This window comes from Acidovorax sp. FG60 (assembly GCF_057808995.1).
The window spans coordinates 27,352-40,807 of the sequence record NZ_JBMDJC010000013.1; the positions used below are offsets into that span (position 1 = coordinate 27,352).

11 protein-coding genes are annotated in these 13,456 nt (G+C 64.7%); 7 read left to right on the forward strand and 4 right to left on the reverse strand.

Translation table 11 applies throughout. From position 1 onward, the window contains the following. Positions 1 to 106: 106 nt before the first annotated feature. Positions 107 to 1,456: a midcut-by-XrtH protein gene (locus tag ACODS0_RS18675; protein WP_488836384.1), complete on the reverse strand. Its 1,350-nt coding sequence runs from the start codon at positions 1,454 to 1,456 to the stop codon at positions 107 to 109. 175 nt (positions 1,457 to 1,631) lie between these two features. Between ACODS0_RS18675 and ACODS0_RS18680 the strand changes: the two genes are divergently transcribed. Next, positions 1,632 to 2,168, forward strand: coding sequence for a GrpB family protein (locus ACODS0_RS18680; RefSeq protein ID WP_488836386.1), 537 nt, complete (start codon positions 1,632 to 1,634; stop codon positions 2,166 to 2,168). Positions 2,169 to 2,180: 12 nt separating this feature from the next. Continuing rightward, positions 2,181 to 2,615, forward strand: a complete 435-nt coding sequence (locus ACODS0_RS18685) for a DUF1801 domain-containing protein (RefSeq protein ID WP_426304255.1) — start codon at positions 2,181 to 2,183, stop codon at positions 2,613 to 2,615. Positions 2,616 to 2,713: 98 nt separating this feature from the next. Here the strand turns inward: ACODS0_RS18685 and ACODS0_RS18690 are convergent, their stop codons facing one another. Next, positions 2,714 to 3,667: an aldose 1-epimerase gene (locus tag ACODS0_RS18690; protein ID WP_488836389.1), complete on the reverse strand. Its 954-nt coding sequence runs from the start codon at positions 3,665 to 3,667 to the stop codon at positions 2,714 to 2,716. A 187-nt stretch (positions 3,668 to 3,854) separates the two neighbouring features. Further along, positions 3,855 to 4,805, reverse strand: coding sequence for an SMP-30/gluconolactonase/LRE family protein (locus tag ACODS0_RS18695; protein WP_488836391.1), 951 nt, complete (start codon positions 4,803 to 4,805; stop codon positions 3,855 to 3,857). A gap of 120 nt (positions 4,806 to 4,925) precedes the next feature. Between ACODS0_RS18695 and ACODS0_RS18700 the strand changes: the two genes are divergently transcribed. Beyond that, positions 4,926 to 5,747: an SDR family NAD(P)-dependent oxidoreductase gene (locus ACODS0_RS18700; protein WP_218299652.1), complete on the forward strand. Its 822-nt coding sequence runs from the start codon at positions 4,926 to 4,928 to the stop codon at positions 5,745 to 5,747. Positions 5,748 to 6,760: 1,013 nt separating this feature from the next. Here the strand turns inward: ACODS0_RS18700 and ACODS0_RS18705 are convergent. Next, entirely contained in the window at positions 6,761 to 7,723 is a 963-nt protein-coding gene (locus ACODS0_RS18705; RefSeq protein WP_108497702.1) for a LysR substrate-binding domain-containing protein, read from the reverse strand. Positions 7,724 to 7,855: 132 nt separating this feature from the next. Between ACODS0_RS18705 and ACODS0_RS18710 the strand changes: the two genes are divergently transcribed. The 4 genes from ACODS0_RS18710 (at position 7,856) to mmsA (ending at position 13,397) form a co-directional block, all read left to right on the forward strand. Further along, on the forward strand, positions 7,856 to 9,307 hold the full coding sequence (locus tag ACODS0_RS18710) for an aldehyde dehydrogenase family protein (protein ID WP_055396888.1): 1,452 nt from the start codon (positions 7,856 to 7,858) through the stop codon (positions 9,305 to 9,307). Positions 9,308 to 9,385: 78 nt separating this feature from the next. Beyond that, positions 9,386 to 10,351, forward strand: a complete 966-nt coding sequence (locus tag ACODS0_RS18715) for an ABC transporter substrate-binding protein (protein ID WP_488836394.1) — start codon at positions 9,386 to 9,388, stop codon at positions 10,349 to 10,351. A gap of 159 nt (positions 10,352 to 10,510) precedes the next feature. Then, positions 10,511 to 11,581 (forward strand): multiple monosaccharide ABC transporter substrate-binding protein, encoded by a 1,071-nt coding sequence (gene chvE / locus ACODS0_RS18720; protein ID WP_488836396.1) that lies wholly within the window; start codon positions 10,511 to 10,513, stop codon positions 11,579 to 11,581. Positions 11,582 to 11,801: 220 nt separating this feature from the next. Beyond that, the gene (gene mmsA / locus ACODS0_RS18725; RefSeq protein ID WP_488836398.1) at positions 11,802 to 13,397 is read left to right on the forward strand and encodes a multiple monosaccharide ABC transporter ATP-binding protein; all 1,596 of its coding nucleotides are present in this window, start codon (positions 11,802 to 11,804) and stop codon (positions 13,395 to 13,397) included. Positions 13,398 to 13,456: the final 59 nt, after the last annotated feature.

The following is a 13,456-nucleotide window of genomic DNA, read 5'->3' on the forward strand; positions in this document are numbered from 1 at the left end:
CCCAAGGTCGATTGCTCACTATTTGATAGCTTCTGGCGCTTGTCCATCAAGCGCCAGAGCATATTTCAACCAAATTTTCGGCGTTTTACGGCATGCGCCCCGGCCTTCAAGGCGTGAAGGCACGCACGCACCGCGTCTGCAGGTTTTGGGTCTTGGGGATGGTCACCGGATTGCCGATGGAAAAATCATTGATCCATGCGTCGGTCAGGGGCGAAGCCGAGCCCTCGGTGGAGCTCCAATAGAGGGCGTTGGCGAAGCCGCCTACCGCCACCCTGTTGGTATACAGCGCCGCGAGCTGGTTGCGGGCGGGCAGGAACCAGTCGTTGTAGCAGGTGTTGCCCGCCTGGCAGGGCGTATTGCCTTGCGAATCGACCTGGTAGGTGCTGCACAGTTGCGCGGCATAAACGCCCGCACCCAGGGCCACTCCGACGGCGGCGGTGTTGCTGGCGCCGTCGGTGTCGCTTTGCGCACCCGGCCCCACGGCCGTGCCGAAGCCACCCCACCCGATCCCGGTGCTGTTGTCTGCGGTGGCCGCAATCAGGTTGTTCAGCCCGCCGCCCAGCGCAGCAATCACGCCGCCGCCACTGCTTTGCCCCACAGCGGTGGCCAGGTAGGTATAGCCATTAGCGAACTGAGCGGCCCCGGCCGGGGTGAAAACCGCCACATTGGCGGCACCCGCTGCATGCGCTGGCGTGACCGCCGTGATGGTGGTGGCGTTGACCACGTTGACCGAGGTAGCGGGCACACCGTCAAACGTGACGCTGGTGGCGCCGGTGAGCCCGGTGCCGGTCAGCGTGACGCCGACCCCACCCGATGCAGTGCCAGAGGTGGGGCTGATGGCGGTCAGCGTGGCGCCCGAGACGTAGAGGCTGCGGCAGATGGCCTCGACATCCACCCGGCAGGTGGCACCATTGGCCAGCATGGCCCCCACGCCGCAGGCGGGATGGGGCGATGGCGTGGGAGGCCCGGGGGGCAGCAAGGTGTTGGCCGGGTTGGTGGCAAAACACTGGGCCAGGTCGGGCGGGTCGATGGCGGCAATTCGCAGCGCAGCGCCGGAGTTGTTGCTGAAGTCCGCAGGCTGAAAGCCTGTGAAGCCACCCGCCGTGATGGGGCTGACGGTAATGGGCAGTGTCTCGCCCGCAGGTTGGGTGAAGGCACTGACAACCTGCGCCATCAAACCCGCCCCCTGCCCCGCCAGGCCCACCACTGCGGCCACCAGCAGCAGCGAAGCCACACGCCGCACGCCGTGACTGCGGCGCAGCGACCACCACCCGGCCAGCGCAACAGCCACCAGCAAGGCGCCCAGCGCCAGGGGGTTGTCCACCGGCACATTGGCCACGGCAGGAGCGCCGCTGGAGATCGTTTGGGCCGACGCGGCAAAGGGCAGCGTGGACAGCAGCATCAGCATGGCCAGCGGTGCAAACGGACCAGCGCTTCCAGGTTGGGTGTTCTTCATCGGTTGATCGTCCCTGCGGGGTGGTTGAGGTGGCGGTCGGATAGTTGCAAATTATCACAACCTCAGCAGGGCGGACGGGGGCGCATGGGGGTGACCGAAGGCAACAGCCCGAGCCGTCCTGAACCAGGCTTTTGCAGGGGCCGCTGCCCCGCCAGACTGGCATCATCATGACCCCATGAAGTTGTTGGAACCCTCCGAGTACCAGGCAGCCGCTGGTGCCGTATATCTGTCCGTAGTGCAAGAGATCGCCCAGCTCCTACCCCATGCGCAGGTGGAGCACATTGGTGCCTCCGCCATTCCTGGTGCGGTGTCCAAGGGCGATCTGGACATTTGTGTGCTGCTGGCGGCTCAAGAGCACGCGCGGGCCGTTCAGGTGCTCCAGGGCGCAGGCTACGTGGCCAAAAAGGACACCTTGCGCACGCCAGAGCTGTGCATGCTGCTGTCGCCACGCACAGACACGGACGTGGCATTGCAGGTGGTGGCCAAAGGATCGGAGTTTGAGTTCTTTCTGCACTTTCGCGATGCCTTGCGTGCAGACCCGTGCCTGGTGGAGCAGTACAACCTGCTCAAGCAGCGTTTTGCGCCCTTTGGCATGGAGCGCTACCGTGAGGAAAAATCACGCTTCATCACCAACGTTCTGACCCCTCAGGTGCTACCCGGCCGCTGCGCGGAATCTGCACCGGTTGCAGGCGGGGCTTGCAACCTTGACTGACCAGGAGACCTCATGAGCACTGCAAAAACCCCCGAAGGCCCGCCCGCATCGGTGCTGATCGACCAGCGCATCGCCGACCTGAACGATTGGCGCGGGCAAGCACTGGGCCGCATGCGGCAGCTGATCCATGAGGCGGCGCCCGAGGTGTTGGAGGAATGGAAGTGGAACGGCACGCCCGTGTGGTCGCTGGGCGGGATTCTGTGCACGGGCGAGTCGTACAAGTCAGCGGTAAAACTGACCTTTCTGAAGGGCGCTTCGTTACCAGACCCGGCGAAGCTCTTCAACGCCAGTCTGGACGGCAACGCCCGGCGTGCCATAGACATCCACGAAGGGGACACCGTGGACGCGGAGGCCTTCAAGGCGCTGATCCGCGCAGCGGTGGCCCTGAATGCCGGGGGTGCGAAGGCCAAGGCGAAGTCGGCACGGGGTGCACGCACGGCCAGTTAGGTGCAGAAAGCCCGTGGAGCCAGCTGTGTCTGAAAACTATTATTTCGATAGCAAACAACCGATAACCATTAAGCGCTAGGGCCAATTTCAATCAAAATCTACTGCCCCACATCCACCTCACTCACGCAGCTGCTGTAGCGCCACTGCACGCGCAGCGCCATCGATTCCCCCTGCGCCAGCGTGCGCAGGCCGGGCTGCCCGGGCTGATGGAAGGCGTCGATGGGTTGTGTGATGGGCTCAAAGCAGAATGCCGGGCCCTGTGGCGGTCGGTAGATCAGGCAGTAGTGCTGGTCGGTACCGCCGTCTTGCGCAAAGTCCGGCATCTGGGCGGTCAAGCGCAGGCCCCGCTCGGGCCAGTCGATCTGGGCCGTGCCGCCCCAGCCGGTGTAGGCGTTGTCGATCAGGCCGCCATTGGCGGGAGCGCCGCTGTTCAAGTCCCAGCCGGGCGGGAAGTGCTGCGTGTGCTGTGTGGGCAGAGGGTCATCGCCACACAGCCACACGCCCTGCACCGGCGCCGTGATGCGCGTGCGGGGCGTGCGCGGAAACCAGGGGTGCAGGCCCAGGCCGTAGGGCAGCGGCTGCGCGCCCAGGTGCCGCACTTGCACCGACTGGTCCAGGCCGCCGTCCATCAGGCGGAAGGTCTGTACACATTCGTACTCGTAGGGGTTGTCGTCAAAGCGCTCGGAGCGAAGTTGCATCTGCAGCGTGTCGGGTGCGGGCTGGGTAAGTTGCCAGGGCTGCAGCCAGCCATCGCCGTGAATAGGGTACGGCTCGCCCACGCGGTTGGTGCGCATGGGGTGGAACTGGCCCGCGTGCTCAAACCCGCCGCCGCTGATGCGGTTGGACCAGGGCACCATGGCAAACGACGCGAGCTGGTACAGGTCGGGCGTGGCGCCGTCCCACGGGCGCCACAGGTCGATGCGTGCGCCAGCCTCTTGCGGGTCGTCGATCTGCCAGGCTGCCACGCTGCCGCCCAGTGTGGGCACCAGGCCCAGGTGCTGCCCCGCGTGGTGCAGCCAGACGATGGGGTGGGAGGATGCGGCCTCGGTCATGGGCGGTGTGCTTTCTTTGGGGTGTTGACAGGGATTGCGGGTTGGCAGAGCGCGCGGGGCTGCGTTCGGTGCTTGGAGCGGATAACAAAACCCAGCGAAGCGGTTCTGGCCAGGCGCCGCATCGCAGGCAGTACGAGTAGTACGACAAGACGCGGCAACGACGCCAGAAGGGTTTTGTGAGCCGCTCTCAGCCGCCAAATGGATGGGCGGGCAGGCCCAGGCTGTCGGTGTCCACCGCAAACAGCGCCCCGGCCAGCGGCTCGGCCGCCAGTTGCTCGGGCGTGAGGCCTACCCGCGCGGAGCTGATGAACAGTGTGCGCAGGTCTGCGCCGCCAAACGCGCAAGTGGTGACCTGGCTGACTGGCAAGCGCACGCGGCCCAGTTCGGCGGCGGTGACCGGGTCGTGGCAGGTCACGCACCAGCCGCCCCAGTGCGCAATCCACAGGCGGCCCTGCGCGTCGGTGGTCATGCCATCGGGCAGGCCGTCTTCGGGTAGCCAATGCTTCCACAACGTTCTGTTGGACACGGTGCCTGCGGCCAGATTGCTGTCGTAGCGGTAGGTGTTGCCTTCGATGGTGGCGTTGAAAAACATGGCCGCGCCCTGCCCCGTGCCAGACCAGGTGGGGCCGTTGGTCACGGCAAAGCCGTCGTCGTGGCGGGTGCAACTGCCGTCAGGGTCATAGCGGTAGAGCGCGCCCGTGAGGGCCTCGCACGCAAAGTCCATGGAGCCCGCCCAGAAGCGCCCTTGTGCATCGCACTTGCCGTCGTTGAAGCGGTTGCCCGCGCGGTCGGGCTCGGGCTGGTGCAGGTAGCGCGGGGCCATGTCGGTGGCCGGGTCGAACAGCGCAAAACCCCGGCGCAGCGTGACGATGAAGCCCGGGGCGTGCGCGCGTTCGGCAATGGCGGAGATCTCTTCGTCAAACGTCCAGCCCTGGTGGGCGCCGGTGGCCGGGTCCCAGCGGTGCAACTCGCGACCAAGGATGTCCACCCAGTACACGGCCTGCTCGCGCACCGACCACAACACGCCTTCGCCCAGCGCGTTGCCCAGTGCGATCACGCAGCGCACGGCGCCGGTGATGGGCGCGTAACAGGCAGCGCCCTCGGGCGAAGAGAAGGGGGTATCCAGCAAGGGGCGCATGCGTGTCTCCGGTCTTTTTTTGTATCGGCCTGCCGCCAGGCACTTGACGAACGGCATCTTATCAACGCCAATTGATGCTTGAAATGAAATTTTTTTCAATTGATTGATTGCAATATTTATATGTCAAAGGTTTTTACCCCCTCCTCTTCCTCGACCGATGCCACCGGCGCCCCCCAGGGCCTGGCGAAGTTCCCCAGCCTGCAAGGCCGTGCCGTGTTTGTGACGGGCGGCGGCAGCGGCATTGGCGCGGCCATCGTTGCGGCGTTTGCCGAACAAGGCGCCCGCGTGGCCTTTGTGGACGTGGCGCGCAACGCCAGCGAAGCCCTAGCCCAGCACATTGCCGACGCAGGCCTGCCCCGCCCCTGGTGGCGTGTGTGTGACGTGCGCGATGTGAACGCCCTGCAGGCCTGCGTGGCCGAAGCGGCGGCCGAGCTGGGCAGCGACTTTGCGGTGCTGGTGAACAACGTGGCCAGCGATGACCGGCACACGCTCGAATCCGTGACGCCCGAGTACTACGACGAGCGCATGGCCATCAATGAGCGCCCCGCCTTCTTCGCCATCCAGGCCGTGGTGCCAGGCATGCGCAGGCTGGGCGCGGGCTCGGTGATCAACCTGGGCTCCACCGGTTGGCAGGGCAAGGGCACGGGCTACCCCTGCTATGCGATTGCCAAGTCGTCGGTGAACGGCCTCACGCGCGGGCTGGCCAAGACGCTGGGGCAGGACCGGATCCGCATCAACACGGTGTCGCCCGGCTGGGTAATGACGGAGCGGCAGATCAAGCTGTGGCTGGACGCCGAAGGCGAGAAGGAATTGGCGCGCAACCAGTGTTTGCCAGACAAGCTGCGGCCGCATGACATTGCGCGGATGGTGTTGTTTTTGGCGTCGGATGATGCGGCGATGTGTACGGCGCAGGAATTCAAGGTGGATGCGGGGTGGGTTTGATTTTTTTGAAGTCTTTTTGGGCTCTGGCGCTTATCCATCAAGCGCTAGCAGCTATTGTTTTTGCAGTCCTGATGACTCCCGCCCGTTCGGGCTGAGCCTGTCGAAGCCGGGGGAAGCTCGTTCTCTGGTTTGGGCGGCGTGCTTGGGTTGGAGGCGGAGGCCGGGTTGTCGCCCCGGCGGGCGAGTCCCTTTCTTTCGCATCGCCGAAAGAAAGGAACCAAAGAAAGGGCGACCCTGCTGTCTGCGACCCCTGCGCTGCGCTCCGGGGCAACCTGGGGTGCTCGGTCACGGGGTGCACCGCAGAACTCGCTGCGCGCCTGCGGCGCTCCGCTCGAACAACTGCGGTGAGTCAGTTCACGAAGCATGCGCGCTCCGACGCGCATGCCACCCCGCGCCCTGCGCGCCCCAGGCGCATCCAGAAGGGAACCCGCGAGTCGGACATCCACACGGGCCATTGCTGCGCCCGGCCCAGCCTGCGCAGCGCGAGGCGCTTGCGCCCGCGAGATGGGGCCGAGCAAAGCAAAGGCCCGTGGGGCTGTTTGGATGTTCGGCTGCCCACCCCCTGCTGGCTGCGCCTGCGGCGGGGCGGTTGTGGGGTGGCACATGGGCGTCGAAGCGCCCATGCTTCGTGAACTGACTCGCCGCAGTTGTCCGAACGGAGCTGCGAAGCAGCGCAGTGAGTTCTGCGGCGCACCCCGCAACCGCCCCGCCGCAGGTTTGCCCCTTCGCTCCGCGAAGGGGTCGCAGACTGGGGGTCGCCCTTTCTTTGGTGACTTTCTTTCGGCGACGCGAAAGAAAGTAACTCGCATGCCGGGCGACTCCCGGCCTCCGCCCTGAACCCAAGCATGCTTTTCCGACCAGCACACCAAGGCTTCGACCAGCTCAGCCCGAACGGTTCGCAAGCCACATGAACTTCGACAGACCCGCCCCTCACAACCAGAAGGTATCCACTACAAAAACAATAGCTATCAACGCTTTACCAGCAGGCGGCGGAAGCGATTTTCACCCAAAAATCAATCCCCCACCTCCAACCTACGCCCGTACTGCACCAGACTCGTCTGCTTCAACGCCTTCATCATCACCTTCGCCGCCGGCGACAACAGCCTGTCCGACCGCGTGATGATCCCGAACGCATCCATATGGCACGGCATCGCCAGCGGCAACACCGTCACGATCCCATGCGCCGCGTAATAGCGCGCCACATCCTCCGCCACCACCGCAATCATGTCGCTCTGCTGCAGCATGCGCGTGATGAACAGCAGGGCCGATGTCTCCACCGTGTGCAGCGGCGGCGCCAGCCCGTCCTGCTGGAACATCAGGTCAAACCGGTGGCGCAACACGCTGCCAGCAGGCGGCACGATCCAACTGGCCGACACCACATCGCGCAGCGTCAACCCGGTCATGCTCGACAGCGGGTGGCCCGGGCGTGTCATGGCGCAGACCAGTTCTTCCGTCAACGACTCGTAGCGCAGGTTCTCCTTGTCGTGCTCCTCGTACAGGCGGCCCACCACGATGTCGAGCTTGCCCTGCTCCAGCCGCTCCAGCAGCACGGGGCTGGTTTCGATGTCGAGCGAAATGCGCAGGCTGGGGTGCTCCTGCTTGACCAGCGCCACGGCGGCGGGCAGCAGGCTCAGCCCGGGTGAGGTGATGGCGCCGATGCCCACCTGTCCGTAGTGCCCGCGCTTGAGCGCACCGATCTCGTCGTGCGCCTGGTTCAGGTTGGCCAGGGCCATGCGGGCGTGGCGGATCATCGTTTCGCCGTACCAGGTGGGGCGCATGCCACGCGGCAGGCGGTCAAACAGCGACACCTCCAGCACGTCCTCCAGGTCCTTGAGCAGCTTGGAGGCGGCCGGCTGCGTCATGCTGAGCACCTGGGCGGCGCGGTGGATGTTGCCCTCTTCGGCCAGGGCCACCAGCAGCAGAAGCTGGCGCGTCTTAAGGCGGGCGCGGATGAACCAGTGGTTGTAGGTGCTCATGAATGGGAGGACGGGAAAAGGGAGGGGTTTTCCAGAATGCAAAGAACGATATGTATTTTGTCTAAAAAACGATTGGATTGATATCTAAACCTTCCATAGACTTCGCCGCAACTGCAACAAAGGCCTCTCTCCATGAAGCTCGGCGACCTCCAGCTCAGCCCCCGGCACCTGATCAACGGCCGGTGGGAAATCGGCACCACCACCGGCATCAGCACCAATCCGTCGGACACCCGCGAGGTGGTGGCCGAATACGCCCGCGCCGACCGCAACCAGACCGAGCTGGCCGTGCGCGCTGCGGCCGACGCCCTGCCCACCTGGAGCCAGAGCACGCCCCAACGCCGCGCCGACGTGCTGGACATGATCGGCAGCGAGCTGCTGGCACGCAAGGACGAGCTGGGCGCACTGCTGGCCCGTGAAGAAGGCAAGACGCTGCCCGAAGGCATCGCCGAGGTGGCGCGCAGCGGGCAGATCTTCAAGTTCTTTGCGGGCGAGGCGCTGCGCATCCAGGGCGAGCTGCTGGCCTCTGTGCGCCAGGGCGTGCAGGTGGACGTGACCCGCGAACCTGTGGGCGTGGTGGGCATCATCGCGCCGTGGAACTTCCCGTTCGCCATCCCGGCCTGGAAGATCGCCCCGGCCCTGGCCTACGGCAACACCGTGGTCTTCAAGCCCGCCGAGCTGGTGCCCGCCTGTGGCTGGGCGCTGGCCGAAATCATCAGCCGCAGCGGCCTGCCCGCCGGTGCCTTCAACCTCGTCATGGGCAGCGGCCGCGAGGTGGGCCAGACGCTGGTGGACCACCCGCTGGTCAATGCGCTGAGCTTTACCGGATCAGTCGCCACCGGCGACCGCATCCTGCGCGCAGCATCAGCACGGCGCGCCAAGGTGCAGCTGGAGATGGGCGGCAAGAACCCGCTCATCGTGCTGGCCGATGCCGACCTGGACCAGGCGGTGGACTGCGCGCTGCAGGGCTCGTATTTTTCCACCGGCCAGCGCTGCACCGCATCGAGCCGCCTCATCGTCGAGGCCGAGGTGCACGACGCCTTTGTGGCCCGCCTGCGCAACCGGCTGGCCAGCCTGAAGGTGGGCCATGCGCTGGAGCGCGGCACCGAGATGGGTCCGGTGGTGGACGACAACCAGCTGGCACAAAACCTGGATTACATCGACATTGCGCGCAATGAGGGGGCGGAGCATGTCTGGGGTGGCGAGCGCCTGGAGCGCCCCACCCCAGGCCACTACATGAGCCCCGCCCTCTTCCTGGCCCGCCCCGAGCACCGCGTGGCGCGCGAGGAAATCTTTGGCCCCGTGGCCTGCGTGCTGCGGGCTGACGACTACGAGCACGCACTGGCCTTGGCCAACGACACGCCCTTCGGCCTGTGTGCGGGCATCTGCACCACGTCGCTCAAGCGCGCCATGCACTTCAAGCGCCACGCCGCAGTGGGCATGACCATGGTGAACCTGCCCACGGCGGGTGTGGACTTCCATGTGCCTTTTGGCGGCCGCAAGGAATCGAGCTACGGCGCCCGTGAGCAGGGGCGCTACGCCGCTGAGTTCTACACCACGGTCAAGACGGGCTACATGCTGGCTTGAGCCCTGCCCTTTTCGAGCGTTCCTTCTTTCCATCCCGCAACCATCGTCAACCAACCATTAAAGACAGGAGACAAGATGATGAAAATGAACCGCCGCACCGTTGCTGCCGCCTTGGCCAGCGTGCCCGTGGCCGCCTTGCTGCCCGGCGCCGCCTGGGCGCAAAAGCCCGTCGTGCTGGGCTTCAGCCAGGTGGGGGCCGAGAGCGAATGGCGCACCGCCAACACCGAGTCCATCAAGTCGGCCGCCAAGGAGGCGGGCATCGAGCTGAAGTTCTCGGACGCGCAGCAAAAGCAGGAGAACCAGATCAAAGCCATCCGCTCGTTCATCGCGCAGAAGGTGGACGTGATTGCGTTCTCGCCCGTGGTGGAGTCGGGCTGGGAGCCCGTGCTGCGCGAGGCCAAGGCCGCCAAGATCCCCGTGGTGCTGACCGACCGCGCGGTGAATACGAAAGACACGTCGCTCTACGTGACCTTCATGGGCTCGGACTTCGTGGAAGAAGGCCGCAAGGCGGGCCGCTGGCTGGTGGAAAAGATGAAGGACCAGAAGGGCGAGGTCAACATCGTCGAGCTGCAAGGCACCGTGGGCTCGGCCCCTGCCATCGACCGCAAGAAGGGCTTTGAAGAAGTCATCAAGGCCGACCCCAAGTTCAAGATCATCCGCAGCCAGACCGGCGACTTCACCCGCGCCAAGGGCAAGGAAGTGATGGAAGCCTTCCTGAAGGCCGAGGGCAAGAAGATCAACGTGCTGTACGCGCACAACGACGACATGGCGATTGGCGCCATCCAGGCCATCGAAGAGGCCGGCATGAAGCCCGCCAAGGACATCGTGATCATCTCCATCGACGCAGTGAAGGGCGCCTTCGAAGCCATGATCGCCGGCAAGCTCAACGTGAGCGTGGAATGCAGCCCCCTGCTGGGCCCGCAGCTGATGAGCGCTGTGAAGGACATCAAGGCAGGCAAGGCCGTGCCCAAGCGCATCGTGACGGAAGAAGGCATCTTCCCGATGGAAGTGGCGGCAAAGGAATTCCCGAACAGGAAGTATTGATCCATTGCCCCCTGAGCCGCCTGCGGCGTCTTCCCCCAAGGGGGACGCCACCAGCGCGGCGGGGCGGCTCTTGCGCGGTGGCACTGGTACTAGATCGCGCCAGTTTCATACGGCCTCCAAGCTACCTAAATTTAGAACAACACCAGGAGACAGACTCAAATGAAGCGTGCAATTTTCAAGGCCGTGTTGGCCACCATGGCCTTGGCTGCCATGGGCGCCACGTCCGTGGCATCGGCCCAGGACAAGGGCACCATCGGCATCTCGATGCCCACCAAGTCTTCGGCGCGCTGGATTGCCGATGGCGACAACATGGTCAAGGTGCTCAAGGACCGGGGCTACAAGACCGACCTGCAGTACGCCGAAGACGACATCCCCAACCAGCTCGCGCAGATCGAGAACATGATCACCAAGGGTGCCAAGGTGCTGGTGATCGCGTCGATTGACGGCACCACGCTGTCCAAGGCGCTGCAAAACGCGGCCGACAAGGGCGTAAAGGTCATTGCGTACGACCGTCTCATCAAGGGCTCGAAGAACGTGGACTACTACGCCACGTTCGACAACTTCCAGGTCGGCGTGCTGCAGGCCACCTCCATCGTGGACAAGCTGGGCCTCAAGCAAGGCAAGGGCCCGTTCAACATTGAACTGTTCGGCGGCTCGCCGGACGACAACAACGCCTTCTTCTTCTACGACGGCGCCATGAGCGTGCTGCAGCCCTACATCGACAGCGGCAAGCTGGTGGTGCGCAGCAAGCAGACCGGCATGAACAAGGTGGGCACCCTGCGCTGGGACGGCTCGGTGGCCCAGGCGCGCATGGACAACCTGCTGTCGGCCTACTACGGCAAGGACAAGGTGCATGCGGTGCTGTCGCCCTATGACGGCATCTCCATCGGCATCCTGTCCTCCCTCAAGGGCGTGGGCTACTGCACCGCCCAGCAGCCCTGCCCCGTGGTCAGCGGGCAGGACGCTGAGGTTCCTTCCATCAAGTCCATCCTCAAGGGTGAGCAGTCTTCCACCGTGTTCAAGGACACCCGCGAGCTGGCCAAGGTGGCCGCCAACATGGTGGACGCCGTGCTGACAGGCAAGCAGCCCGAGATCAACGACACCAAGACCTACAACAACGGCGTGAAGGTGGTGCCCTCGTACCTGCTCAAGCCCGTGTCGGTGGACGTATCCAACTGGAACACGGTGCTGGTCGGCAGTGGGTACTACAAAGAGTCCCAGATCAAGTGAGCGGGGCGCGGCTCAAAAAACTCTTCTGGCGTTGTTGCTGCGTCTTGTCGTACTGACCGTACTGCCTGCGACGCAGCGCCTAGCCAGAACCGCTTCGCTGATTTTTGTGAGCCGCTAAGTGCAACGTGTGGAAGGGCTTAGGAGCGCTGATCGATGCTCCTGCCCCCTCCCCTCTGAGATTCCAGAGGACATACCCATATTTCCCCAACGAGCCCGAGCAATGCTTCTTGAAATGCGGAACATCCGCAAAACCTTCCCCGGCGTGGTGGCGCTGAACCAGGTCAACCTGCAGGTGCAGGCCGGGGAGATTCATGCCATCGTCGGCGAAAACGGGGCGGGAAAATCCACGCTGATGAAGGTGCTCTCGGGTGTGTACCCGCACGGCAGCTACAGCGGCCAGATCCTGTTCGACGGGCAGGAGCGCGAGTTTGCGGGCATCCGCGACAGCGAGCACCTGGGCATCATCATCATTCACCAGGAGCTGGCGCTGGTGCCGCTACTGTCGATTGCCGAGAACATCTTTCTTGGCAACGAAACCGCACGGCACGGCGTCATCGACTGGATGGCCGCCCACAGTCGCGCCCAGGCGCTGCTGCACAAGGTGGGCCTGCGCGAGTCGCCCGACACACCGGTGGGCCAGCTGGGTGTGGGCAAGCAGCAGCTGGTGGAAATTGCCAAGGCGCTGTCGCGCAAGGTGCGCCTGCTGATCCTGGACGAGCCCACCGCCAGCCTCAACGAGAACGACAGCCAGGCCCTGCTCGACCTGCTGCTGGAGCTGAAAGCCCAGGGCATCACTTGCATCCTGATCTCACACAAGCTCAACGAAATCTCGCGCGTGGCCGATGCCATCACCGTGCTGCGCGACGGCAGCACCGTGCAGATGCTGGACTGCCGCGAAGGCCCGGTGAGCGAAGACCGCGTGATCCAGGCCATGGTGGGCCGCGAGATGAGCGACCGCTATCCGCAGCGCCAGCCGCAAGTGGGCGACATTGTTTTTGAGGTGCGCAACTGGCGCGCCCACCACCCGCAGCGCAGCGACCGCGAGCACCTCAAGGGCATCGACCTGAATGTGCGGCGCGGCGAGATTGTGGGCATTGCAGGCCTGATGGGCGCAGGCCGCACCGAGCTGGCCATGAGCATCTTCGGCCGCTCGTGGGGCCAGCGCATCAGCGGCGAAGTGCGACTGCACGGCCAACCCATCGACGTGAGCACGGTGGAAAAGGCCGTGCGCCACGGCCTGGCCTATGTGACCGAAGACCGCAAGGGCAATGGCCTGGTGCTGAACGAAGACATCCAGTTCAACACCTCGCTGGCCAACCTGCCGGGCGTGTCGTTCGCCAGCGTGATCGACAGCGGTCAGGAACACCGCGTGGCACAGGACTACCGCGAGAAGCTGCGCATCCGCTGCTCGGGCGTGGACCAGAAGACGCTGAACCTATCGGGCGGCAACCAGCAAAAAGTGGTGCTGAGTAAATGGCTGTTCACCAGCCCCGAAGTGCTCATCCTCGACGAGCCCACGCGCGGCATCGACGTGGGCGCCAAGTACGAGATCTACACCCTCATCGCCCAACTGGCGGCCGAGGGCAAATGCGTGATCGTGATCTCCTCCGAAATGCCCGAGCTGCTGGGCATCACGGACCGCATCTATGTGATGAACGAAGGCCGCTTGGTGGCCGAGATGCCAACTTCAGATGCCTCGCAAGAAAAGATCATGCGAGCCATCGTGAGTGCCCCCCCTGAGGCGCTTCGCGCCATCCCCCCCAAGGGGGACGCCGCCCGTGCGGCGGGGCGGCCCTTGCACGGCGGCCGCGCGTAGCTGCAGCGCCCCTCTTCAGCGCCTGATGAACCGCACAACGCATTGAACTGATGACCGAA

What these genes read in the sequence shown, in the direction of transcription:
- ACODS0_RS18715 (WP_488836394.1), top strand. Translation starts at nt 9,386, where the DNA reads ATGAAAATGAACCGCCGCACCGTTGCTGCCGCCTTGGCCAGCGTGCCC.
- ACODS0_RS18700 (WP_218299652.1), top strand. Translation starts at nt 4,926, where the DNA reads ATGTCAAAGGTTTTTACCCCCTCCTCTTCCTCGACCGATGCCACCGGC.
- ACODS0_RS18680 (WP_488836386.1), top strand. Translation starts at nt 1,632, where the DNA reads ATGAAGTTGTTGGAACCCTCCGAGTACCAGGCAGCCGCTGGTGCCGTA.
- ACODS0_RS18675 (WP_488836384.1), bottom strand. Translation starts at nt 1,456, where the DNA reads ATGAAGAACACCCAACCTGGAAGCGCTGGTCCGTTTGCACCGCTGGCC.
- ACODS0_RS18690 (WP_488836389.1), bottom strand. Translation starts at nt 3,667, where the DNA reads ATGACCGAGGCCGCATCCTCCCACCCCATCGTCTGGCTGCACCACGCG.
- mmsA (WP_488836398.1), top strand. Translation starts at nt 11,802, where the DNA reads ATGCTTCTTGAAATGCGGAACATCCGCAAAACCTTCCCCGGCGTGGTG.
- ACODS0_RS18695 (WP_488836391.1), bottom strand. Translation starts at nt 4,805, where the DNA reads ATGCGCCCCTTGCTGGATACCCCCTTCTCTTCGCCCGAGGGCGCTGCC.
- ACODS0_RS18710 (WP_055396888.1), top strand. Translation starts at nt 7,856, where the DNA reads ATGAAGCTCGGCGACCTCCAGCTCAGCCCCCGGCACCTGATCAACGGC.
- ACODS0_RS18705 (WP_108497702.1), bottom strand. Translation starts at nt 7,723, where the DNA reads ATGAGCACCTACAACCACTGGTTCATCCGCGCCCGCCTTAAGACGCGC.
- ACODS0_RS18685 (WP_426304255.1), top strand. Translation starts at nt 2,181, where the DNA reads ATGAGCACTGCAAAAACCCCCGAAGGCCCGCCCGCATCGGTGCTGATC.
- chvE (WP_488836396.1), top strand. Translation starts at nt 10,511, where the DNA reads ATGAAGCGTGCAATTTTCAAGGCCGTGTTGGCCACCATGGCCTTGGCT.